The organism is Herbaspirillum sp. 3R11, from assembly GCF_004563925.1.
Taxonomy (GTDB): Bacteria; Pseudomonadota; Gammaproteobacteria; order Burkholderiales; family Burkholderiaceae_D; genus Herbaspirillum.
The window spans coordinates 646,204-669,878 of the sequence record NZ_SPNJ01000001.1; the positions used below are offsets into that span (position 1 = coordinate 646,204).

The 23,675-nt window shown below is 60.7% G+C and carries 23 protein-coding genes; 14 read left to right on the top strand and 9 right to left on the bottom strand.

All coding sequences use genetic code 11. From position 1 onward, the window contains the following. Positions 1 to 3 precede the first annotated feature (3 nt). The 4 genes from E4P32_RS03030 to E4P32_RS03045 all read left to right on the top strand — a co-directional run bounded on the left by E4P32_RS03030 (position 4) and on the right by E4P32_RS03045 (position 3,466). The gene (locus tag E4P32_RS03030; protein ID WP_116433320.1) at positions 4 to 696 is read left to right on the top strand and encodes a protein-methionine-sulfoxide reductase heme-binding subunit MsrQ; all 693 of its coding nucleotides are present in this window, start codon (positions 4 to 6) and stop codon (positions 694 to 696) included. Further along, entirely contained in the window at positions 693 to 1,400 is a 708-nt protein-coding gene (gene msrA, locus E4P32_RS03035) for a peptide-methionine (S)-S-oxide reductase MsrA (RefSeq protein WP_116433319.1), read from the top strand. Before E4P32_RS03030 ends, msrA begins: the two co-directional genes overlap by 4 nt. A gap of 161 nt (positions 1,401 to 1,561) precedes the next feature. Then, on the top strand, positions 1,562 to 2,017 hold the full coding sequence (locus tag E4P32_RS03040; protein WP_233526572.1) for a DUF305 domain-containing protein: 456 nt from the start codon (positions 1,562 to 1,564) through the stop codon (positions 2,015 to 2,017). Between the two features lie 39 nt (positions 2,018 to 2,056). Next, entirely contained in the window at positions 2,057 to 3,466 is a 1,410-nt protein-coding gene (locus E4P32_RS03045) for a hypothetical protein (RefSeq protein WP_116433318.1), read from the top strand. A 4-nt stretch (positions 3,467 to 3,470) separates the two neighbouring features. On the opposite strand, the gene E4P32_RS03050 is transcribed toward E4P32_RS03045, so the two are convergent. The 7 genes from E4P32_RS03050 to E4P32_RS03080 all read right to left on the bottom strand — a co-directional run bounded on the left by E4P32_RS03050 (position 3,471) and on the right by E4P32_RS03080 (position 10,805). Continuing rightward, entirely contained in the window at positions 3,471 to 6,056 is a 2,586-nt protein-coding gene (locus E4P32_RS03050) for an EAL domain-containing protein (RefSeq protein ID WP_116433317.1), read from the bottom strand. Between the two features lie 444 nt (positions 6,057 to 6,500). Beyond that, on the bottom strand, positions 6,501 to 6,791 hold the full coding sequence (locus E4P32_RS03055) for a hypothetical protein (RefSeq protein ID WP_116433316.1): 291 nt from the start codon (positions 6,789 to 6,791) through the stop codon (positions 6,501 to 6,503). Between the two features lie 567 nt (positions 6,792 to 7,358). Then, positions 7,359 to 7,967, bottom strand: a complete 609-nt coding sequence (locus tag E4P32_RS03060; RefSeq protein ID WP_116433315.1) for a TetR/AcrR family transcriptional regulator — start codon at positions 7,965 to 7,967, stop codon at positions 7,359 to 7,361. 147 nt (positions 7,968 to 8,114) lie between these two features. Beyond that, positions 8,115 to 8,816 carry a Pr6Pr family membrane protein gene (locus tag E4P32_RS03065; protein WP_116433314.1) on the bottom strand — a complete coding sequence of 234 codons (702 nt, stop codon included), beginning with the start codon at positions 8,814 to 8,816 and terminating at the stop codon, positions 8,115 to 8,117. Between the two features lie 79 nt (positions 8,817 to 8,895). Continuing rightward, positions 8,896 to 9,210 (bottom strand): hypothetical protein, encoded by a 315-nt coding sequence (locus tag E4P32_RS03070; protein ID WP_135008703.1) that lies wholly within the window; start codon positions 9,208 to 9,210, stop codon positions 8,896 to 8,898. 18 nt (positions 9,211 to 9,228) lie between these two features. Next, a complete protein-coding gene (locus E4P32_RS03075) occupies positions 9,229 to 9,849 on the bottom strand; it encodes a TetR/AcrR family transcriptional regulator (protein ID WP_116433925.1) in 621 nt (206 codons plus the stop codon). Positions 9,850 to 9,971: 122 nt separating this feature from the next. Beyond that, the gene (locus tag E4P32_RS03080; RefSeq protein WP_116433924.1) at positions 9,972 to 10,805 is read right to left on the bottom strand and encodes a helix-turn-helix transcriptional regulator; all 834 of its coding nucleotides are present in this window, start codon (positions 10,803 to 10,805) and stop codon (positions 9,972 to 9,974) included. Between the two features lie 167 nt (positions 10,806 to 10,972). Here E4P32_RS03080 and E4P32_RS03085 point away from each other — a divergent pair, with 167 nt between their 5' ends. Further along, on the top strand, positions 10,973 to 11,347 hold the full coding sequence (locus E4P32_RS03085) for a nuclear transport factor 2 family protein (protein ID WP_199525581.1): 375 nt from the start codon (positions 10,973 to 10,975) through the stop codon (positions 11,345 to 11,347). A gap of 17 nt (positions 11,348 to 11,364) precedes the next feature. On the opposite strand, the gene E4P32_RS03090 is transcribed toward E4P32_RS03085, so the two are convergent. Beyond that, positions 11,365 to 12,357 (bottom strand): M48 family metallopeptidase, encoded by a 993-nt coding sequence (locus tag E4P32_RS03090; RefSeq protein ID WP_116433922.1) that lies wholly within the window; start codon positions 12,355 to 12,357, stop codon positions 11,365 to 11,367. An 8-nt stretch (positions 12,358 to 12,365) separates the two neighbouring features. Next, positions 12,366 to 13,472: a YjgN family protein gene (locus E4P32_RS03095; protein WP_116433312.1), complete on the bottom strand. Its 1,107-nt coding sequence runs from the start codon at positions 13,470 to 13,472 to the stop codon at positions 12,366 to 12,368. A gap of 29 nt (positions 13,473 to 13,501) precedes the next feature. Between E4P32_RS03095 and E4P32_RS24045 the strand changes: the two genes are divergently transcribed. The 9 genes from E4P32_RS24045 (at position 13,502) to E4P32_RS03135 (ending at position 23,587) form a co-directional block, all read left to right on the top strand. Beyond that, positions 13,502 to 13,639 (top strand): hypothetical protein, encoded by a 138-nt coding sequence (locus E4P32_RS24045; protein WP_158559705.1) that lies wholly within the window; start codon positions 13,502 to 13,504, stop codon positions 13,637 to 13,639. A gap of 515 nt (positions 13,640 to 14,154) precedes the next feature. Beyond that, positions 14,155 to 14,685 (top strand): polymer-forming cytoskeletal protein, encoded by a 531-nt coding sequence (locus E4P32_RS03100; protein WP_116433311.1) that lies wholly within the window; start codon positions 14,155 to 14,157, stop codon positions 14,683 to 14,685. A 365-nt stretch (positions 14,686 to 15,050) separates the two neighbouring features. Next, entirely contained in the window at positions 15,051 to 15,920 is an 870-nt protein-coding gene (gene purU / locus E4P32_RS03105; protein ID WP_116433310.1) for a formyltetrahydrofolate deformylase, read from the top strand. A 219-nt stretch (positions 15,921 to 16,139) separates the two neighbouring features. Beyond that, positions 16,140 to 17,768, top strand: coding sequence for a methyl-accepting chemotaxis protein (locus tag E4P32_RS03110; RefSeq protein WP_116433309.1), 1,629 nt, complete (start codon positions 16,140 to 16,142; stop codon positions 17,766 to 17,768). 10 nt (positions 17,769 to 17,778) lie between these two features. Next, the gene (locus tag E4P32_RS03115) at positions 17,779 to 18,240 is read left to right on the top strand and encodes a chemotaxis protein CheW (protein ID WP_116433308.1); all 462 of its coding nucleotides are present in this window, start codon (positions 17,779 to 17,781) and stop codon (positions 18,238 to 18,240) included. Continuing rightward, complete coding sequence (locus E4P32_RS03120) at positions 18,237 to 19,577, top strand: protein-glutamate O-methyltransferase CheR (RefSeq protein WP_116433307.1); 1,341 nt, start codon at positions 18,237 to 18,239, stop codon at positions 19,575 to 19,577. The genes E4P32_RS03115 and E4P32_RS03120 overlap by 4 nt, the downstream gene beginning before the upstream one ends. Then, positions 19,570 to 20,277 carry a chemotaxis protein CheW gene (locus tag E4P32_RS03125; RefSeq protein ID WP_116433306.1) on the top strand — a complete coding sequence of 236 codons (708 nt, stop codon included), beginning with the start codon at positions 19,570 to 19,572 and terminating at the stop codon, positions 20,275 to 20,277. Before E4P32_RS03120 ends, E4P32_RS03125 begins: the two co-directional genes overlap by 8 nt. Beyond that, the gene (locus E4P32_RS03130; protein WP_116433305.1) at positions 20,274 to 22,565 is read left to right on the top strand and encodes a hybrid sensor histidine kinase/response regulator; all 2,292 of its coding nucleotides are present in this window, start codon (positions 20,274 to 20,276) and stop codon (positions 22,563 to 22,565) included. The genes E4P32_RS03125 and E4P32_RS03130 overlap by 4 nt, the downstream gene beginning before the upstream one ends. Then, the gene (locus tag E4P32_RS03135; RefSeq protein ID WP_116433304.1) at positions 22,565 to 23,587 is read left to right on the top strand and encodes a chemotaxis response regulator protein-glutamate methylesterase; all 1,023 of its coding nucleotides are present in this window, start codon (positions 22,565 to 22,567) and stop codon (positions 23,585 to 23,587) included. The genes E4P32_RS03130 and E4P32_RS03135 overlap by 1 nt, the downstream gene beginning before the upstream one ends. The last annotated feature ends 88 nt before the right edge of the window (positions 23,588 to 23,675 follow it).

Consider the following 23,675-nt stretch of genomic DNA (forward strand, 5'->3'; position numbering starts at 1 on the left):
AGCATGCAATTTCTCAAGAGTCTGTCGAGTTTGTCACAGCGCCGGGTGCTGCAACTGCGCAACCTGCTGTTCGTGCTGGCGCTGCTGCCGCTGGTGAGGCTGGTGGCGTTCGGTTTCCTGGACCGGCTGGGCGCCAATCCGATCGAGTTCATCACGCGCAATACCGGCGACTGGGCTTTGTATTTTCTGTGCATCACGCTGGCGGTGACGCCGCTGCGCAAGCTGACCAAGTGGAACTGGCTGGTGCGCTTGCGTCGCATGCTGGGCTTGTATGCGTTCTTCTACGTGGCTTTGCATTTCACGATTTTCTTCTGGCTCGATCATTTCTTCGACGTGCAGGAGATGTGGGCCGACATCGTCAAGCGGCCGTTCATCACGATCGGCGTGCTGGCCTTCGTGCTGCTGATTCCGCTGGCGGTCACCAGCACCAACGCCATGGTGCGCAGGCTCGGCGGCAAGCGTTGGCAATGGCTGCATCGCCTCACCTATGTGATCGTGCCGCTGGGTGTGCTGCATTTCTGGTGGGTCAAGGCAGGCAAGAATCTGCTGGCGCAACCGATCTTGTTTTCGGTGATTGTGGGATTGCTGTTGTTGACGCGCGTGCTGTCGGAAAAGAATCGCCAACGGGTGGCGCAATTGTGGTCGCGGCGTAGTGCCCGCAACGCAGGAACTACTTTGATGAAAGAAAGCAAATGATGAAAAACACTTTGTACAAATACGGTCTGCCGTTCGTGCTTGCAGCTTCGGCGCTGGCGATGCAGGCAACGCCAGCGTTCGCCGCGGAATCAGCATTCAAGATTCCGCCGCCGAAAAGTGCATCCGCCAACAATGCAAGCACTGAAACGGTGGTCCTCGCCGGCGGTTGCTTCTGGGGCGTGCAGGCGGTGTTCCAGCACACGCTGGGGGTGACTAGTGCAGTGTCGGGCTATGCCGGCGGCGCCAAGGAAACGGCACGCTATGACAGGGTCGGTAGCGGTTCCACCGGCCATGCCGAATCGGTCAAGGTCACCTTCGATCCGCGCAAGGTTTCCTACGGCAAGATCCTGCAAATCTACTTCTCGGTGGTGCACGATCCGACTCAGCTCAATCGCCAGGGACCGGACAGCGGCACACAATATCGCTCGGCCATCTTCTATCAGAGCGATGAGCAGAAGCGCGTTGCCGCCGATTACATCGCCCAGCTGGATGCGGCCAAGGTCTATCCTGCGCGCATCGTCACGCAGCTGACACCGCTGGCGCCGGCGGCGTTCTATGCGGCCGAGGATTATCACCAGGATTTCGCTACGCTACATCCGACGCAAGGCTATATCGCGCGTTTCGATCTGCCCAAGATCGAGAATTTCAAGCAAATGTTCCCCTCCGACTATCGCGCCGCGCCGGTCCTCGTCTCCAGCAAATAATTTGTCCGCATGCTTCCTTTCGCGAGAAGGGAAGCATGACAAATTTGTCACTGCTTTGTCATCCGTTTAACCCGCTGCGCCTCCTACACTGAACGTCAATCCTGTGCACTGCTCATCGCTGTGCGGGGCTCGTCCACGATTAAAAATACAAGGGAGTTTGCATGGAACAAACAAAGCGATTCATTTCGGGCCAACGCCACCTCGCTGCGGCGATGGCAGTCGCCGGCTCGGTGCTGGCGGCGACGATTTTCCTGTGCGGCAGCAGCAACGCGCTGGCGCAGGACATGCCACATCATCATGGCGCCACACATGACATGGCGCCGCCGGCCTTCATCGCCAGCACCGCCAAACCATTTTCAGGATTGATGGAGGATGCCATGGCGGTGATGGAGCACGGCATGACGCAGGCGCCGATGAACGGCAAGCCGGCGCACGATTTCATCACGATGATGATGCCGCATCACCAGGGCGCGATCGACATGGCGAAGGCGGTTTTGCTTTATTCCGATGACCCCGAAATCCGCAATCTGGCGCTGGGCATCATCACCGAGCAGCAAAACGAAATCAAGGTCATGCAAGCCTGGCTGCAGCGTCATGGCGGCGCAGACGGCAAGTAATCTTCAACAATCACAATCCAACTCAGGGACACCACCAACATGAAAAAATCCACACTGGCGCTGGGCGCCATCGCCGCGCTTTTCGCGCACGCCGCTTCGGCCCTGCCTTCGGCCGATGATCGCGTCTACACCGCCGACCAGAACAGCAATACCGTCAGCGTCATCAATCCCGCCACCAATACACTGGTCGGTCAGATCCGCCTCGGCAATCCGCGCCCGGACGTGCTATCGCCGCTGTACAAGGGGCAGATCAACGTGCACGGTATGGGCTTTTCGCCCGACCACAAGACATTGCTGGTGGTGTCCAACGGTTCCAATTCGGTGACTTTCATCGACACCTCCACCAACAAGGTCAAGGGCACGACCTATGTCGGCCGTTCGCCGCATGAAGGTTTCTTCAGCGCCGACGGGAAGGAAGTCTGGGTAGTGGTGCGCGGCGAGGATTACATCTCGGTGATCGATCCGGTCAGCTTCAAGGAGACCGGCCGCATCCAGACCGGCGTCGGTCCCGGCATGGTGCAGTTCATGCCGGACAACAAGCTGGCGTTTGCGGTGTCGAGCTTCACGCCGCAAGTCGACGTGATCGACGTGCAGTCGCACAAGGTGGTCAAAAAGATCGATGTCGTCAGTCCGTTCTCGCCGTTCCTGCAATTCACGCCGGACTACAAGGAGGTGTGGATGACGCACAAGGACGTCGGCAAGGTCACGCGCATCGATACGCGCACGCAGCAAGTCGTCGGCGTGATCGACACCGGCTTCATCACCAACCACTTGTCGTTTGCCAAAGTCGGCGGCAAGGTGCTGGCGTACGTGACCATCGGCGGGGAAAACGTCGTCAAGGTCTACACCACCGACAAGGAAGCCAAACTCATCGCCACAATTGCCACCGGCGCCTTGCCGCACGGGATCTGGACCTCGGATGACAGCAGCCGCATCTACGTCGGCCTGGAGAACGGCGACGGCGTCGAAGTCATCGACACGGCATCGAACAAGGTGATTGCGCATATCGGCGGCGGCCAGGCGCCGCAGGCGCTGGTGTATCTGTCGCATGTTGCCGGTTCGGATGGCGGCGCCGCCAATCTCGTGGCGCGCGTGAACAGCGACCCGCTGAATATTCGCCTGCAAGCGGCAGCGGGCGGTCCTGCCGACGCGCGCGGCTTTGTGGTCTCACGCAATCTCGGCGTGGTCGATGCGCTGGAAGTGTCGTTGTTCAAGCTCAAGCCGCAGACCGCATACAGCGTCTATCTCGATGGTCAGGCAGCGCCGGTGGCGCGGTTTGTCACCGACGCCAAGGGCATGTCGAACGGCACCGCGATCGGACCGCTGCGTGAGTTGGCGGCGCCGGATGCTGCACCGACTGCGACTGCGACTGCGGCGGCACGCATTGTCGTGATGGAAGGCAATGCGACGGCAGACGTTTCCAAAGCGGTGTTGGTGCAGGCGAGGTAAGAGCCTAATCCTGCGTGACCGGTGCAGCAGGGAACAGATAGCGTCGTTGCATGAGCGGCGGGATGTCGGCGGCGGGGACGGGGTGCGAGATGTAGTAGCCCTGGACCTCGTCGCAGCCCAGCGATTGCAACAAGCGCAGTTGCGCTTCGGTCTCCACGCCTTCTGCGACCACCGTCATGCGCAGGGCATGGGCCATCGACACCATGGCGTTGAAGAGTACTTCGCTCTCGGCGCGCACGCCGAGTTCGGCGGTGAAGGCCTTGTCCACTTTCAGCACGTCGAGATCGAGGCGCTGCAATTGCGACAGCGATGAATAGCCAGTGCCGAAATCGTCGACCAGCAACTTGATGCCGAGCTGGCGGAACGAGGCCAGTTCTTCTGCCACCTCAAGGGCGTCGGCCATCATGCAGGACTCGGTCAGTTCGAGCTCCAGCTGGGCTGGATCAATCGCGTGTTCGGCCAGCGCGGTGGCGATGATGTCGTTGAGATTGCCCTGGTTGAGCTGACGCGAGGAGACGTTGACCGACATCGGCAACAGCGGTAATCCGGCGATACGCCATTGCGCCAGTTGCGCGCAGGCCTTGCGGATGATCAGTTCGCCCAGCTCCAGGATCAGGCCGGTTTCTTCCGCCACCGGGATGAACTCGAGCGGCGACACGATGCCGCGCACCGGATGTCGCCAGCGCGCCAGCGCTTCCATGCTGCAGAACTCGCCGGTCAAGGTGTTTACGCGCGGCTGGAAGTACAGCACGAATTCATCGCGCTCAATCGCCAGGCGCAGAGCGTTTTCGTTTTCTATCTTGATTTGGAGCCGCTCGGATAATTGCGGTTGGTAGAAACGGAAGCGTTTTTTACCTTCCGATTTCGCGGCATGCATGGCGGTGTCGGCGTGCTTGAGCAGGGTATCGACGCTGCTGCCGTCGCGCGGAAAAATGCTGATGCCGATCGACAGGTTGATCTGCAGGATGTTCTGGTTGGACAACATCAGAGGTCGTGAAAACGCCAACAGGATGCTATCTGCAAGTTGTGCCGCTTCATCGATGCTGCCGCCCTGATGGATCACCGTGAACGAGTCGCCGCTGAAGCGCACCACTTCATGCGGCGCGGGAACCAGCTCGCGCAATCGCTGCGTCACCGCTTGCAGCAGCAAGTCGCCGCTGGAGTGGCCGAGCGTGTCGTTGATGTTCTTGAAGTCATCGAGGTCGACGAACAGCACGGCGAAAGCACGGCCGTCGCCGGCGGCGTCGTGCAGCAGGCGGTTCAGATAACGGATTACCCAGTGACGGTTGGGCAGACCGGTCAGTTCGTCGGTGTTGATCTGGTCCAGCAAGGCCAGTTCATGGGCCTTGCTTTCGCTGATGTCGCGCACCGTGATGGCCAGTCCGAAGCGCGTGCGCACCATGCGCCGATGCAGCCACGACGCACCGAGCGGGCTTTCGGGCGGGGTCTCGAATTCATCTTCGTATTCGCCGGTTTCCATGGCGCGGCGGAAGGTGCGCATCAGCGTCGCGAAATATTCCTGCGAATAAAACCGCGACATGTGGCTGCCGATCAGTTCGGACTTGTTGATGCCGAAAATGGCGGCGCCGCGTTCATTGCAGTCGAGCACCTGGAAGTCGGTGATCTCGCCATCCTTGCCGCGCAACGCCAGCCACATGTAGAAGCCGTCGGCGCCGCCTTCGGTGACGATGCCGTAGGCTTCACGCGCCTTCTCGGTCTCATGCTTGCGGATCGCCAGGCGCATCGAAAACAGCATGCCAACCAGCGCGCAGATCGCAAGGAAAACCGAGCAGGCGCTGGCGATGAACATGTAATCGGCGGCTCGTTCGCGGAAGGCGGCGTAGACGTCGCGGGTGGATACACCGACCGCCGCCACCAGCGGATAACCGCGCACCGTATGCCATGCCACGATGCGCTCTTCGCCGTCGCCGAAAGTCGAGCCGGGCATGACCATGGCGGCGTTGGCGCCGACCAGCGGCGGCCGCGACTTGAACACGGTCTCCTGCGTTTGCAGCGCGTCCATCGTACGCGACAACAGCGGCGTGCCGTCCGGTTGGAACAGCGCGATGAAGTCCTTCTTGCCGAGCGCCGATTCGTCTTGCGACGGCGCCAGGAACGCCGGTTCCACCGCGACCATGACGATGCCGTTGAAGTTGCCGTCGGCATCGTTGAGGCGACGCGAGAAGCGGATCAGCATGCGCTGCGAGCGCACGCCTATCGCCGGATTACTGATCAGCAATCCGCTATGCGCATGGCTCTTGTGGGTGAGGAAGTAATCGCGATTGGCGATGCTGGCCAGTTTCTGCAGCGACAGCGAACTGGTCATCAGTGTGCCGTCGCGATCCGAGATGGTGACGTACAGCAGCGAGGAGGTGGGGTAAAGGCCTTGCCGCTGCTGGTCTTCCACGCTCAGGTGGCCGTCGGTGTAAGTCCAGTAGTACTTCAGGTGCAGAGTGATCTGGTCGACCTGGCTGACGGCGCGCGCCAGTTGTTCGGCATATGACTTGGATTGGACGCTGGCGTCCTGCAGCGCGTTTTTGCCGATTTCCGCTTCGCGGTCGTTGAGGCGCGCCAGCAGCAGTGACCACATGACGATTGCCAGGATGAGGCACCCAATGGGCCAGGCCAGAATGCTGAGGACTTTGGGGAGGCGCTTCTTCACTGTCGTTGGCTTATAAAAAATTTCAAGGTGTCATGAGCGAGTCGGTGGCGATACGGCGATACGTAATGTGATCGGCGATGCTGGCGCTTTCTTTAGGTCCCTTTTTGTTATTTTTTGTTCAAGCAGTTGTTTGTGAAAATGAAGCGGACTTGCCAAAATTAATTCTATTTTTGCAAATGATTATATAGAAACGTTGGCTTGTTCATACGATCCGGGCATGTCTTTGAACAGACTTTTTTCAAGTAGTTGCGTGGAGGTCTTGTCCGCCATGTGGGCAGCCGGCGAGGCGGAGGCCGACGCGCGCTGTGCAATATGGATACTCGGGCTTGAAGCTGTGTCAGGGCGCCAGGGAGGCGGCCCGAAATCATGGGATCAGGGTGCCGGTAATTTGCGTTTGCAGTTCCAGATACGCACGCCAAGCGCGCACCAGACCAGGAAAATGACCATGTTGGCAGGCACCCAGACCAACTGCAGCCAGATGTAGTAACGCATGGCTTCGTTCCAATGGCCGGGATTCTGCAAATCGGTCATTTCCATCCACGGTGCGGTACTGAGGGAAACGTATTGCGTCCATCCGAGTATGACGGCCATCGGAATCAGCAGGAAGCTCCAGAATGATATGGTGCGATGCACGCGTACGTCTGCGTAGGCGGATTGAGACATCGCATCGTGCTGCCGGTTGTATGTCGTGTCATGTCCTGAACATTGCATGGCGTTCATACCGCCTTGTTCGTGACAGTGGTTGTGTTGACTGCGCGCGTTATTTTCTGCATTTGCCACATCGTTCTGCATAGTGCCCCCGCATCTGCAAACTGACTTGATTGAATTTATTTGGTTTCTTATTTCATTCCCGGCATGGCGCCGATGTCTTCATTCGGACAGGCGCAGCAGGAGATGCGTACGATCGCGCCGCCGTTCGGGCGAGCGCTGCGGGAGAAGATCAGGAGCAAGCCGGGAAATGGAAAGTCGGACCTGCGGCCATGGCGTCATTGCGCAGGCAAGCGGTCGTGTCTCTGGCTGACCGGAGGCCGCCAAATTGTGACGAGGCATTTACGGTTCTCGCTGAGGTTGAGCGCATCCCTGACCAGGGTCGGGATGCATTGTTGTGCAATAGGAAAAGCAAGACGATACGTTTCGTCTCTAATTCTAGGTGCAAAATTCCTAGGGCGCAACAAATCTTACGAGAATGTTGTTAAATTGACTTGATGCTAATTCTGAATTAATTCGGAATTAATTCGAAATTAATTCAATTTTTGTTTTGGCGGGGGTGATGCCGTCGAGCACCAGTGCGACGTGCAGGTCGATATGGCGTTCGTCGATGCCGGCATGGCGCATGAGCATGCGCTGGATGATCGGACCGTACAGCAGGTCGAAAATGACGTCGAAGTCGAGGTCGGGCTTGAATTCACCGTTCTCAATGCCGCGCAACAGGACTTGCTTGGCGGCGTTGCGGCGCGGATCGAGGAAATTGTCGTTGAACAGGCGCATGGTCTCGGCGTCGAATTGCGACAGGCCGATCATTTCGCACACTACACGGCCGGTCTTGCCGCGATACAGCTTGGCCAGCTTGCGGATTTGATTTTCGATGTCGTGGCGGGCCGATTCGGTTTCCGGGAAGGCGACAGTCGGACCGACTTCACGCAGCAATGCTTCCATGGCCAGCGAACTCTTGTTCGGCCACCAGCGATAGATCGTTGCTTTACCTACACCTGCGCGCGCAGCCACGCCTTCAAGCGAGAGCTTGTCGAAGCCAATCTCGTCCAGCAGGACGCATGTGGCGTCCAGGATGGCATCGTGTGTGGCCGGGTTGCGGCGCCTGCCTGTGGCGGGGTCAGGCATGTAGGTGAGAGAAATGATCGTGCTCCAGTGATGGGGAATACAGTCTGTCCACAGCCTATATCGGTCATCTGCGTGACAACTTGAGAAAGAAACCTCCATCGCCGCGATTTTCGACAACATTTTTTACCGTCAGCTCTGTGATACGCTTCAACGACGCAGCAGCAGATTTTTGCCGGCGTTGTTGATGACCAGCAACAGACCCATCAGGACCAGGAAGCCGGCGAACAGTCCGGTGGCGTTGAGCAGCACGTGCGGATAGCCGAGGTCGCGCACGTTGATGAAGGGATAGGGATAGAAGCCGGAACTGCCGCCGCGCCACAATGTGATGCTCAGGTAGCCGAGTGGATAGACCAGCCACAGAAGGCATTTCTTCAGGCTGGGCTGGAAGCGCGGGACGAAGAAGATCCAGTACACCAGCGCCAGCAGCGGCGTCACTGTATGCAGGCTTTCGTTGACCAGCGCGCGGAAACCGGTCGGCTGCCACAACTGGCGCAGCAGGAGATTGTAGGCAATCCCGACGAAGATCATGTACGCCACCACTGCCGTAATGACCTGCGGTTTGCGGAAGAAGCGGCTGACCGGATTTGCCCCGGGCAGGGCGAGTGCGGAAAAACTCACGGCGCTCAGCAGGATGGTCAGGTTGGTGAGATAACTCGTCAAGCGTTCGACGCCGTCCATGACCGTCATGCCGCGGTCGAGCAGGCGGTCGATGGTGATGTCGGTCTGGGCGCTCAGCGCGAACCAGCTGATCACGGCGATCAGCAGGGCGAGCATGCAGGAGAGGGTGATCAGTTGCCGGTCGGGGAAGATCTCGGCAGACAGGGTGGGTTCGTTGTTTGGCGTGGACATCGGCGGTTCGTCGGGGCTGGCATTGATAAGGAGACCTTCAATCCAGTGACGGCAATACCGCAGCGACCAACGCAGACGCTCAGAACTCCTTCACCGGAACCTGGATATTGACCGCAGCAACGAAAACATTGTTCCTGGCTGCTGCATCTGTCTGTTGTTCCGCGAGTTCTGCGGCTGCGATGAAGATGAAGTCTTCATTGCTGTCCGGCACCAGGTTCATCGCCTGCAACAACTGGAACAACAATGGGAACAACAGTGATGCCGCGATGGGCAGTGCAATAGCGCCAATGATAATCCACATGATCCTCTCCCTGTTTAGCACGATAGTGCGAAATTTAGATAAAAAAAAGCAAACACAAAAAGCAAACAAAACTCCCGCATGCAGCGCCGGCATGTCGGCACTGCAGCGGCCTCAGCCGTGATAATTGAAACTGCGGTAAGTCGAAATCAGCCGGTCGTAAGCTGTTTGCACGCGCCCCAGCGCCTCCGGATCGCGCAGGAAGCGCGCATCGTGCATCAGTCCGACCATCAGGCAATACAGTTCGAACACCAGCTGCTGCGGATCGGTATCCGGGCGCAGCTGGCCTTCTTCCAGCGCCTGCTCGATGGTCCGGTGCAGCATGCCGCGCCATTGCAGGATGTTCTTCTTGATGCGGTCGCGCATCGGGCTGTCGACCACGTCGTCGTATTCAAAAGCCCCGGCGATGTACAGGCAACTGACGTCGTTGTTGGTGCGCTGCAGCCAGTTGCGGATCATCTTGTTCAGACGTGGAAGGCCACGCGGCAGCGCCATCGCGGGCTTGAAGATTTCTTCCACGAAACGGCGGTCGAATTCGTCCAGCACCGCCTGTTGCAAAGCTTCTCGCGAGCCGACGCGCGAAAACACGCCGCTTTTGCTGATGTTGAGCCGCTTGGCGACTTCGCCCAGCGACAGCGACTCCAGCCCCTCGTTGGCCGCCATCTCAAGGGCAGTGTCGACGATGGCGCTCAGAGTCAGTTCGCTTTTGGCGGTACGGGTGATGACGGTATCCATGGTCGTCAATTTAGCACACTGGTGCGAAATGTAAATCGCTTTGTGCCGCGATCGTAGAAGTACCGTAGGCAGGCCGTGTCGAAAGCGATGAAAGGATGCAGAAAGGAAATGTTTGACGTGCATCAGTCTGGTAGCAATGCCCTCAAGGCTGCCGAAGTCTCCGCATTGGCCGGGAAAAAGCACTCCATCGCCAACTCCGACAAAGTAATGTCGACCGGCGTGCCGAAGATGGTGGTGGTGCTGAAGAAGGACAGCACGCCGCCGTCCGTCGCCAGTTGGAACGGCACCGCCACGGCCGCATAAGGCGAGGCCGGGTGTTCATTGGCATCGGTTCCGGCGGGCTCCGGATAGCTCTGCAATTCCTTCATCAGGTCGATCAGCACCGGATCTGCGCTCAAGGCGATCTGCTGGCGCAGGCGATCGAGCAGGTGGCGACGCCATTCGGGAAAGTTGACGATGCGCGGCGCCAGTCCTTGCGGATGCAGGCTCAGGCGCATGACGTTGACGGGTGCGGCCAGCAATTCCGGCGCCACGCCGGTCAGCAGCAAGGGAATGACGCGATTGGCCGACACCAGGTTCCAGTGGCGGTCAATGGCCAGCGCCGGAAACGGTTCGTGACCGGTCAGGATCTGTTCGATCGCCGCACGCGCCGCCAGCAGCGCCGGATCGTCCAGCGCACGTTCCGGAAACAACGGCGCGAAGCCGCCCGCCATCAGCAAGGCATTGCGTTCGCGCAGCGGGATCTCGAGCCGTTCGGCCAGCCGCAACAGCATCTCCCGGCTCGGTTGCGAGCGGCCGGTTTCGAGAAAGCTCAGATGACGCGTCGAAATTTCAGCCTCGCAGGCCAGGTCGAGCTGGCTCATGCGGCGGCGCAGGCGCCATTCGCGCAGCAGGTCGCTGGCGCTGCGCGCAGCGGCGCGGGATGGTGTCGTAGTCAAGGGAGATGTCGTGATCATGAGCGGATCATAGCGCATCGTCCGGCATCCTCACATTACCTCCGAGGTAATTGCCGGTGCTACCGGGTCTGCGCAAAGATGTGTCTGACGCCGCACCGGATGTGTTGCAGATGTACCGGGCGGCGATCGATTGAACGCCTTTTTTCACTCACCGTATGGAGCCGAGCATGACAAACCTGAACAACGAACACATGAGCAACCTGGTCGATCTCTACATCGCCGTCTGGAACGAACCGGACGCCGCGCGCCGCACCGGCCTGATCGAAGAACTCTGGACCGCCGACGCCAGCTACCGCGATCCGCTGATGCAAGGCGACGGCCATGCCGGCATCTCGCAGCTGGTCGCGGCGGTGCACGAGCGCTTCCCGGGCTTCCGCTTCAGCCGCATCGGCGCGGCCGACTTCCACGGCGACCATTTGCGTTTTTCGTGGGCGCTGGGGCTGGACGGTGAGGAAGCCATGATCAAGGGTACCGATTACGCCATCCTGCAGGAAGGACGCCTGCGCAGCGTGACTGGTTTCCTTGATCAGGTGCCGGCCTGAGCCTGGCGGCCGGCAGCCTATTGCGCATTGAGGATGCGATCGACCCGCTCGGCGCTGGCCGGATGGCTCGACAGGTAAGGCGGCACACCGCCGCCGGCAGCTTCCTTCTCGCCCAGCTTCTCGAACACGTACGCCAGCTTCTTGCGGCTGATGCCGTTGGCCTTGAACAGCTCCACGGCATAGTCGTCGGCCTCGCGCTCGACGTCGCGTGAATACTTCATGTCCAGCAGCACCGTCGGGATATTGGCGATCACCGCCGAGACGTCGCCGAACAGCGCCGTCGCGGCCGCGCCGATGGCCGAGCTCTGGATCAGGCGGCGCATCAGGTGACGCCGGTGCACGTGGCCCAGTTCATGCGCGAGCACGCCCATGACCGCGTCGTCGTCATCCAGCAGCGTGACGATTTCGTCGGTCAGCACGATCTGACCCGACGGCAGCGCCAGCGCATTGGGGCCGATGCGGCTTTTGCGGAACACGATCTCGTAGTGAGGCACGCCTTCGACTTCGGCCGTCAGCGCGCGAAAGCGCGTCGTGATGGCGGTGCGCCGCGTGGCCGGCAACTGTGCCGGCAGCAGGATATGGTCGTCGAGGAAGTCCAGCGCACCGTCGCCGATGCGCTGCTCGACGCTGATGGGCAACGAGCGCGCGACGACTTCCGCCGCCAGCGGCAGCAGATACAGGTAACCCAGCACCAGCACCACCACCAGCGTCGCGGCCGCGGCCAGCGTGGCGCGCCAGTTCTGCTGCATGCGCACCACCAGCGAATCACGATGAGCGGTGGCTTGCAACAGGCTCGTGAAGGCGGCGTTGTCCTGGATTTCAAGATAGGCGCCGTCGGGGTAGGTCACCTTGCGCGCCGCCCGGTTGAGTCGCTCGGACACACGCAGCTGGGCAATCGGACAGGCCCGTTCAGCCTCGCCGCTGATGGTGGCGACGCCGTCGGCCACGTCCAGCGTGACCGCATGGCGACGCGAGGTCTTGCCGTCGAAGTAGAACGCTGCAACCTGTATCACGGCGCTCAAAGCGACAGATCGAAGTCGAGCAGGTCGCTCAGGCCTTCACCGGCGGCGGAACCCTGCGCCGCATTGCCGGCGATGAACTCGTCGAGATTGCCGGCCGCATGCAGGCTCATCGATTCGATCTTGTAGCGCAGCGCGCGGATCTGCGCGAACGGCGTGAACAGCCCCAGCGTCAGCACGATGCCGAGGATGTTGGTGAAGGCGATGAACATCATGCGCGGCCAGCGCATCGCGCTATGGAAGCGGTGTTCGCCGAGCCGGGTATGGTTCCAGATCAGGTTTTGCAGCAGCGTCAGGAACAGCGGATACATCAGGAACGTCCACACATACAGCGCAAAGAACAGCAGCATGAACGAGAACACGCTGTGCGCGCCGAAATCGCGCCCGGCGGCGATCAGCGCGGTGCCGCCCAGCGCCACCACGATCGCGATGAAGCCGGCCAGGTAAATCCCGAAGCCGATCAGGTAGGTCTTGTAGAAACTGCCCACCGAGCCGTCGAACGAGAAATGGCTGGCGCCGAAGCGCGATTCATTGTGCTGGAAGCGTTTGATGCGCTGATGCGTGAACGGCGTCAGCAGGTACAGCGTCAGCACGGTCAGGATGGGCAGCAGCAGATAGGCCTTGTAAGCACCGCCGGCGTTGCCGCGAAAGCCGAAGCGGATACCGCGATAGCTGGAGTTGTACAGCTTGAACTGCAAGCTGCGCCAGATCAGCCATGGCACCGCCAGCGCAAACACCAGCAGCGCGATGATGCCCAGCAGCGGGTTGTAGTTGAATGCGAACTGGTAGCCGAACAGCAGCACCACCGCGACGATGCGGCCCTTGAGGATGGCGATGGGGTTGCCGTGATACTCGAAGCTGGTGCCCGCCACCGTCGTGTTGTCATAAAAATAACGCAGGCGGCGCACCTTGGCCCACGCCGAGTAAATGCCGAAGGTGACCACTGACAGCAGCAGATTGACTATCCATATGCGGAAATATTCGGAGCCGCGTCCGCTGAACGAAAACCCTTCCACCGATGGCTCGGTCTGCGGCGGCAGCAATGATGCAAAACTGGTCGGCGTATTTGGCTCAGGCTGCCCCGGCGGATCGAAAGTGTCGCTCATGTTTACCCCGTTCGTTGTTATGGAATTAGATGCCCGACGCAAGCGATGAGTCCGGCGCGTCGTTGAGTGCGGCAAAGAATCTCTTGCGGCATGCAAAAAGTCAAGCCGTCGCCGAATTGATGTCGTCGAAATCGGCGGCGATGAAATTAAAAAGGAGGCGTGAATAAAAATAGAAAATAAAAATAGAAAATAAAAAATGAAAAATAAAAGAAGAAAAAAACGATCGGGAAAATGTAACTGCCGTTCATCGACCGGATGAAAAACCGAGGGTGTCGCCGTTTGGCGACACCCTCCATCATCGTCAAAAAATTATCGCCTCCACATAGGGAAAACGCAGATAAAAAATGATGATGCGGGCAGTCATATTTGCGTGTCGCGAAAATTTTATACGGATTAAAAATACGCGCTGCGAATTCAACTGCGCGAATGTTCTGCAATCTCATTTCACTGTTACAAAGTTCTCGTGAACTTTCTATTTCTTGATGTGCCGAATCGCCTGAGATCGCTGCACAACTCATGTCGTGAAAACACAAACGGCATCAGCATTACAGCGATCTCACCCTCCGCGGAGGACAGCGTTCATCATCGCGTAGAAACAGTGCGCCACCATATGAAGATCATGTCCCCGATTTGTTTTATCAGTGCCACGTCTTGCACCGCACATCTATCTTCAGGAGATACCATGCTTCGCTCAGAAACCCTCTTTGGCAAACGAGAAACCAATTCGCCAAACACCCCTTTCGGCGCCAACAACAACTTGACGCAACCGGGCGTATCCAATGTGTCGAAGACAGCGACTCCCACTTCCACTCCTTCTTCCAGCTCGCAGCCGAACAACAGCTCCGGCTCCAACGAAATGGGCAGCAAGCTGATCGTCGGACCCAACATCAAACTGAAAGGTGTCGAAATCAATGATTGCGACACGCTCGTGGTCGAAGGCCGCGTGGAAGCCACCATGGATTCGCGCGTGATCCAGATCGCCGAAAAGGGCGCGTTCAAGGGATCGGCTGAAATCGACCTGGCTGAAATCCGCGGCGACTTCGACGGCGATCTGACCGTGCGCCAGAAACTGGTGATTTATTCCAGTGGCCGGGTATCGGGCAAGATCCGTTACGGCAAACTGGTGATCGAAGAGGGCGGCCAGCTCAGCGGCGATGTGCAGGTCGGCGGCAGCGCAGAGCAGCGCGAACTGTTGCAGGCTAAAACGGCTTAACGGACGCATTAATTTCACCTGGCCGTCTTACTTGATCGAGTAAGCGGCGACCGTCAGCTGCTTGCCGCGGGCGCGGCAGCGGCGTGTCCGACTGTGGCCGTCTATCGGCTTAGTCTATCGGCTTATTGCTCAAGACGGCAGAGACAGCGCGATGCTTTCCGGAATGTTCCGGACGGGTTGCTGACCTTGTTCGCCTGTTTTTAACGGCTGTTAGCCGTTTTTCGTGCTTTCCAGGCCCCTGATGGGGGTTTGGCGCTTTGTGCGCGTGCGCCGGGCATGCGACAATAGCGGCTTTTCGCCATTCGGCTGCATTCCGGAGTCTTTTCCGGGACTGGCGGCAGGCGACAGCGCTTTCACGATCGACTATGACTCACCCGGAATACATCCTCACCATCTCCTGTCTCGACCAGCGCGGCATCGTTCATCGCGTGTCGGGCTTTCTCGCCGATCACGGCTGCAACATCATCGATTCCGCCCAGTTCGGCGACGCCCAGTCGAAGCTGTTCTTCATGCGCGTGCATTTCGCGTCGGAAGACCCCACGATCAGCGACGAAGTGTTGCGCGCCGATTTCGCACTGCTGGGCGGTTCGCTCAACATGGACTGGGAACTGCACGACGCCGCCGCCAAGCCGCGCGTCTTGCTGATGGTGTCGAAGATCGGCCATTGCCTCAACGACTTGCTGTTCCGCTACAAGAGCGGCCTGCTGCCGGTGGAAATCCCGGCCATCGTGTCCAATCACACCGATTTCTACCAACTGGCGGCAAGCTACAACATCCCCTTCCATCATCTGCCATTGGCTGCCGGTGCGTCGGAGGAGGCCAAGATGGCGCAGGAAGCGCGTATCCTGGAAATCGTCGAGCACAACCAGATCGACCTGGTGGTGCTGGCGCGTTACATGCAGATCCTGTCGCCGTCGATGTGCGCTGCGCTCAAAGGCCGCGCGATCAACATCCACCATTCCTTCCTGCCCAGCTTCAAGGGCGCCAAGCCGTATTACCAGGCGCATGACCGCGGCGTAAAGCTGATCGGCGCCACTGCGCATTTCGTCACCAGCGACCTCGACGAAGGCCCGATCATCGAGCAGGGCGTCGAGCGCGTGGATCATTCCATGGGGCCGGATACGCTGACCGCCATTGGCCGCGACATTGAGTCGGTGGTGCTGGCGCGCGCCGTCAAGTGGTTCACGGAACACCGCATCCTGCTGAACGGGCACAAGACGGTGATCTTCAACTGATCACGCTTTTGTGAGCTTGCAGGCGAAAACGCCGGTGCAGATCTTCTGCACCGGCGTTTTTCATTGGGGCCGCGAGTGGCAATGCGCAGGCGATTCAGCGATAATGCGCGGGAAGCAAGAATCTAGCGGTTTTTCGATGATTTTTCGATATTAATTTCACGCCAGGTTTCGCATCATCTTCTGCACCATCTTTTATCCTATTGAGAGAGCCCCGTCAGCATGAAAAATTGGACGATCAAACAGCGAATCCTCGGCAGCTTTGCGGTCATCCTGATCCTGATGGCGGTCATGGCCGGAATCGCCTACACCAGGCTGGCCAAGATCGACGACGAGGCCACCAGCCTGCGCCAGGACTCCACGCCCGGCCTGTATTACAGCACCATGATCAACGCTGCCTGGTATGAAAACCTGCTGCTGGGCCAGCAAATCGCCCAGGTTGACGATACCGAGGCGACACGCCAGGCCGACATCGCGCTGCTGCGCGCCAACGGCGAACGCCTCAATCATCTGCAGGAAGAGTACGAAAAGACCATCTTCACCACCCGCGATCGCACCTTGTTCGACCAGTTCAAGCAGGCGCGCATGGCGTACCGGCAGATCCAGCAGGAAATCCTGCGCATGGATTTGTCCAGCCCCAATCCGGCCGTCTACAAGATTATTTCGGACCAGCTGCGCCCAGCCTGGCGCACCGGTTATACGCTGACGCAGAAAATGGTGGAGATCAACAAGACCATTTCCGACGATTCGGCGCAACGCATCACCGACGCGGTGACCCAGGCCAAGACCAGCATGCTGATCGCCGTGATCGCCGCGCTGGCGGCGGCGGTGGTGTGCGGCTACTTCTTGCTGCGCGCGATTACCGGCCCTATGCAGCGCCTGATGGGTATCCTCGACGTGATGCGCGCCGGCGATTTTTCGCAACGGCTGTATTTCGAGCGCCGCGACGAGTTTTCACATCTGGCGGCAGGCTTCAACCGCATGACTGATGAACTCACCGCGCTGGTCGGCCAGGCGCAGAAATCGTCGGCCCAGGTCTCCACCTCAGTGACTGAAATCGCCGCGACTTCGCGTCAGCAGCAAGCGACTGCCTCCGAGACGGCCGCCACCACCACCGAAATCGGCGTCACCTCGCGCGAAATTTTCGCCACCTCGCGCGACCTGGTGCGCACCATGAACGAAGTCTCGCTGGTGTCGGAACAGGCCGCCACGCTGGCCGGCAGCGGCCAGAGCGGCCTGACGCGCATGGAAGACACCATGCAGGACGTCATGGAAGCGGCCGGCTCGGTCAGCGGCAAGCTGGCCATCCTCAACGAGAAGGCCGGCAACATCAACCAGGTCGTCACCACCATCACCAAGGTCGCCGACCAGACCAATCTGCTGTCGCTGAACGCCGCCATCGAGGCGGAGAAGGCCGGCGAATACGGCCGCGGCTTCTCGGTCGTGGCGACTGAAATCCGCCGCCTGGCCGACCAGACCGCGGTGGCCACTTACGACATCGAACTGATGGTCAAGGAAATCCAGTCGGCGGTCGCCGCCGGCGTCATGGGCATGGACAAGTTCTCCGACCAGGTTCGTCGCGGTATGGCCGAAGTCCAGCAGGTCGGCACCCAGCTGTCGCAGATCATCGCCCAGGTGCAGGCGCTGGCGCCGCGCTTCCAGGTGGTCAACGAAGGCATGCAGGCGCAGGCCAACAGCGCCGAACAGATCAACCAGGCGCTGCTGCAGCTGAGCGAATCAGCCCAGCAGACCGTCGAGTCGCTGCAGCAATCGAGCCAGGCCATCGACGAACTGAATCTGGTGTCGAACGGCTTGCGCAACGGCGTCTCGCGCTTCAAGGTATCGGCCTGAGCGGCCGGCCATGCTGTTCCTGATTTTCCAGATCGGCAATGAGCGCTATGCGCTCGACGCCGCCGAGGTGGCGGTGGTATTGCCGCCGGCGCCATGCAAGCAGGTGCCCGAGGCGCCGCCGTGGGTGCGCGGCATCTTCAGTCACGAGGGACGCAACGTGCCGGTGCTGGACGTCAGCATGCTGGCGCTTGGCACGCCTGCCGCCGCGCGCCTGAGCACACGCATGGTGCTGGTCCATTACACGCCGGAAAGACAGGCATCACAATTGCTGGGCCTGATCGTCGAACGCGCCACCGACACGCTGCGCTGCGAAGCGGCTGATTTCACCGGCTCCGGCCTGGCGCACGACAATGCGCGCTACCTCGGTCCCGTCATGCGCCAGGGCGACAGCCTGATCCAATGGATCAAGGTGGCCGATATGCTCGACGCCGACGTCCAGGCCTTGCTGTTCCCCGAGGAGAGCCCGGCATGAGCGCCAATGCTTCCCTGATTTCCCACGACTACCACGCAGCAGTCGGGCCGATTGCCGCCATGCTCAAGCAACACATGGGGCTGGACATTGCCGCGGTCGGCAGCGCGCTGATCGAGCGCGGCGTGCGCGAGCGCATGAAGGTGCTGGGCGAGGCCGACATGACCGGCTACCTGCATGTCCTGCAATCCGGCGTGGGCGAACTGCAGGAACTCATTGAACTCGTGGTCGTGCCGGAAACCTGGTTCTTCCGCGATCGCGAAGCGATCCTCGCTGTGGCGCGGCTGGCCCGCGAAAAAATCATCCGCGCGCCTGACGCCTCCAACGCCACCGTACGCATCCTGAGCCTGCCGTGTTCGACCGGCGAAGAGCCGTATTCCATCGCGATGGCGCTGCTCGAGGCCGGCGTGCCGCCCGCGCAATTCCGCATCGACGGCGTCGACATCTGCCATCGTTCATTGGCCGCAGCGCAGCGCGCGGTCTACGGCCGCAATTCGTTCCGCGGCAAACAGCTCGAGTATCGCGAACGCCATTTCACCGACGGTCACGAAGGCGCCGGCCAGCACGACTGGGCGCTGGACGAGGACGTGCGGCAGCAGGTCGCTTTCCGCTTCGGCAACATGCTGTCGCCCGACTTCATGCGCAACGAAGCGCCTTACGATTTCATTTTTTGCCGCAACGTGCTGATCTACTTCGACCGCGACGTGCAACAGCAGGCGGTGCAGGTGCTGGAGCGCCTGCTGGACCGCGACGGTTGCATTTTCGTCGGCCCGGCTGAGGCAGGATTGCTGCTCAAGCCGCATATCGAATCCATCGGCATCCCGCTCAGTTTCGGTTTCCGCCGCAAGAAAGTGGTTGATCGCGTGGACTTGCCGCTGCCGCCACTGAAGATGGTGGCGGCAATTCCCCGGATTGTCGCGCCTGAACCTGCGCCGCCGCTGCGCGTACGGCCCGCGCAGGTACGTCAACGCATTCCCGAAGCGGCGCCGTCTGCCGTTGTACAGGATGACTTGCTCGCGCAGGCGCGCGCCTGCGCCGACCGCGGCGAACTGGCACAGGCCGAGGCGCTGTGCGAGCAACTGAATGCTGTGGGTCCCAACGCCGACGCTTACCATTTGCAAGGCCTGATCAGCGATGCGCGCCAGGATGCCAGCGCCGCGCAGCAGCTGTACCGCAAGGCGATCTATCTGCAACCCGACCACCGCGAAGCCTTGTTGCATCTGGCCGCCTTGCTGGCGGCACAGGGCGACGATGCGGGCGCGCAGCGTTTGCAGGAACGCGCGGAACGCGCCCAACAGGCGCAACTGAAGCAGGCCAATGAGGAGCGCTCGCATGTCTGATTTCGCCTCCGCTCCATTCGTCGTGGAAATCGCCGTCGACGATTGCTGGAATCGTATCGGCGTACGCGGCGACAACAGCTGCGCCAAGTTGAAAGAATATTTCCGCTGCCTCAATTGCCCGACCTTTGCGTCGGCCGCGTCGGCGCTGCTCGACCGGCCTGTGTTTGGCGACGAGGCGGGGGCCGGTTTGTTTGTACCGAAGGGCGAAGGCGAAGCGCAAGTGCGTGGTCGCGGCGATGCCACGGCATCAATGCTGGCGTTTCGCGTCGGCGCCGAATGGCTGGCGTTTCCGACTGCGGCCGTGGTCGAAGTGATCGAGGCGCGCGCCGTCCACAGCTTGCCGGGCCAGGCCAATCCGGCCGTGCTGGGGCTGACCAATATCCGCGGCGCGCTGAAGATCTGCGTGTCGCTCGGCCGCATGCTTGGCATGGCCGATGCCGATACCGATACCGATATTGCTTCCGCCAAGACTGCACAACGCCTGCTGGTGGTGGAGCATGAACAGCAGGTGCTGGTGTTCCCGGTCAATGAAGTCGCCGGTGTCTACGGCTATGCCGCCGATGCCGTGCAGCCGCCGCCGTCGACCATGGCGCATGCCGGCATGACCTACACGCAATCGCTGATCTCCTGGCGCGACCGGCAACTCGGCCTGCTCGACTGCGGTTTGCTGTTTTATGCCTTGAATCGGAGCCTGACATGAGTTCTCCCGATCTGCGGCAGATGACCATGCTGGAACTGTTCCGGCACGAAGTGGAAAGCCAGGTGCAGGTACTCAACGCCGGTCTGCTCGAACTGGAACGCCACGGCGGCGACGTCGATCCCGAGCAGTTGGCCGAGCCGCTGGAAGCCTGCATGCGCGCCGCCCATTCGCTCAAGGGTGCGGCGCGCATCATCACGCTTAACGCCGGCGTCAACGTCGCGCACGTGATGGAAGATTGTTTTGTACTGGCGCAGCAGGGCAAGCTGAGCTTGCGGCGCCGGCAGATCGACGCCTTGTTCAAGGGCGTCGACTTGCTGGAGCGTATCGCCAATGCACCGGGTGACGACGAAAGCTGGGGCGACAAGGACGGCAAGCCCGAGATCGACGCCTTCATGCTGGCGCTCAGCGTGGCGATGACAGACAGCAGCGACGATGCCGGGGAAGCAACCCCGGTCGTCGCCAACGCGCCGGAAGCAACTTCAGTCGCGGCGCCAACTCCAGCCATATCAACCGAAACCCGCGACAGCGTGCCCGCCGGCGGCGGCCGTTCGGTGCGTGTCTCCGCCGACAATCTCGACCGCCTGCTCAGCCTGAGCGGCGAATCGCTGGTGGAATCGCGCCGCCTCAAACCGTTTGCCGCATCGATGCTGCGCGTCAAGCGCTTGCAACGCGAAGCCGCGCAAGCGCTCGACATGTTGCAGCAAAAGATGGGCGCCGGCGGCGACGCCGCGCAAGTCGCGCTCAATGAAGTGCGCGCGCTGATGCTGCAATCGCAGCACATGGTCGGCGACCAGCTGGCCGAGCTCGAGATGTTCGATCGTCATTCCGTCAATCTGTCGCAGCGCCTCTATGAAGAAGCGCTGGCCTGCCGCATGCGGCCATTTTCGGACGGCGCCGGGGCAGGCTCCGGCAACTACGCCCGCATGGTGCGCGACGTCGGCAACACGCTGGGCAAGTCGGTGCGGCTGGACATTGTCGGCAACGCCACCCAGATCGACCGCGACATCCTGGAAAAACTCGACGCCCCGATCGGTCACCTGTTGCGCAACGCCGTCGACCACGGCATCGAATCGCCGCAGCAGCGCCTGCAGGCAGGCAAGCCGGAGCAGGGCCGTATTACGCTGGAAGCGCGCCATAGCGCCGGCATGCTGCAGGTCAACGTCAGCGACGACGGCGCCGGCATCGACATGGAGCGATTGAAGCAGGCCATCGTCGCACGCAAGTTGTCGACTGAGGATATCGTCGCGCGCCTGAGCGAAGCCGAGCTGCTGGAATTCCTGCTGCTGCCCGGCTTCAGCCTGCGCGACACGGTCACCGATATCTCTGGCCGCGGCGTCGGCCTCGACGTTGTCGCCGACATGCTCAAGCAGGTGCGCGGCACGGTGCGCATCACCAGCACGGCCGGGCAGGGTACCCGCTTCCAGCTGCAATTGCCGCTGACGCTGTCGGTGATCCGCAGCCTGCTGGTGAGTATTGACGGCGAACCGTACGCGTTCCCGCTGGCCTACGTCAATCGCACGCTGGAGTTGCAGCGCGACGAGCTGGACGTGCTCGAGGGTTACCAGCATTTCAGTTTCGAAGGCCGTCAGATCGGTCTCGTCAGCGCGCACCAGATTTTGCAGAAAGGCGAGTTGCGGGCAAGGGGCGAGTCGGTCATGGTGGTGGTCATCGGCGACAACGAACATACCTATGGCCTGGCGGTGGATCGCTTCCTCGGCGAGCGCATGCTGGTGGTGCAGGCGCTCGATACGCGCCTGGGCAAGATTCCCAACGTGCAAGCCGGCGCCTTGATGGAAGACGGCGCGCCGGTGCTGATCCTGGATGTGGCCGACATGCTGCGTTCGGTGGAGAAGCTCAGCGTCGCCGGCCAACTCGAAAGCGTCGGCCAGGCCACCGCAGAGGATGCCGGCGCAGCGCGCAAGAAAGTACTGGTGGTGGACGACTCGCTGACGGTGCGTGAACTGGAGCGCAAGCTGCTGAGCAATCGCGGCTACCAGGTCACCGTGGCGGTTGACGGCATGGACGGCTGGAACGCCGTGCGCACCGAACCGTTCGACCTCGTCATTACCGACATCGACATGCCGCGCATGGACGGCATCGAGCTGGTCACGCTGATTCGCCAGGCATCGCATCTGCGCAATCTGCCGGTGATGATCGTGTCGTACAAGGATCGTGAAGAAGATCGCCAGCGCGGCCTCGAAGCCGGCGCCGATCACTATTTCACCAAGAGCAGTTTCCACGACGAGACGCTGCTGCAGGCGGTGGTCGATCTGATCGGAGTCGCCTGATGAAGATCGCCATCGTCAACGACGTCTCCATGGTGGTCGAGATCCTGCGCCGCGTGCTGGCGGAGTGGCCCGAACACCAGTTGCTCTGGGTGGCGCAGGACGGCGCGCAAGCGGTTGAGCTGTGCGCCTGGCAATTGCCGGACCTGATCCTGATGGATATCGTCATGCCGGGCATGGACGGCGTCGAAGCCACGCGCCGCATCATGCAGCAGACGCCGTGCCCGATCCTGATCGTCACGGCCGACATCGGCGCTTGCGCCGACAAGGTCTACCAGGCGCTCGGCCATGGCGCGCTCGACGCCGTCGATACGCCGGCGTTGTCGGGCAGCGACTGGCGTCAGGGTTCGGCCGTGCTGATGGAAAAAATCGACCGGATAGGTCGCATGGAACGCAAGTCTGCGCAGTCATCGGTCGCGCGCCCGAAGATCGAGCCGAGGCGAACGCCGTTGGCGCCGACAGTTTCCGACAAGTTGGTGGCGATCGGTGCGTCGGCAGGAGGTCCGGGCGCATTGGCGACCATATTGCGCACGCTTCCCGATACATTTCCGGCGGCCATCGTGATCGTGCAGCACATCGACCCCGGTTTTGCCGGCGGCATGGCGGGCTGGTTGCAGCAACAAAGCGGACTGGCGGTGAAGGTGGCGCAAGAGGGCGATCGTCCGCAACGCGGCACGGTGCTCATGGCGGGCACCAATCAGCATTTGCTGTTCAGGAGCCGCGACAGCCTCGGCTACGTACCCGAGTCGCCGGAGGATGTCTACCATCCGTCGATCGACGTTTTTTTCAACAGCGTGGTGCGGCAGTGGCGCGGCCAGGCTGTGGGCGTGTTGCTGACCGGCATGGGGCGCGACGGCGCGGCCGGTTTGAAAGCCATCCGCGACGCCGGATATCACACGATCGCCCAGGATCGCGAGAGCAGTTCCGTCTACGGCATGCCGAAGGCGGCAGCGGCGCTGGATGCCGCCACCGAAATTTTACCGATAGCGAACATCGCCAAGGCGCTGGTCAGTCAATTTACATGATGCAAAGGAACGACAAGATGGAGTCCCCGACTCTTACCGGTAATGTCAGCAATGACAGTAACGACAGCGACCTCGGCATACAACTGCC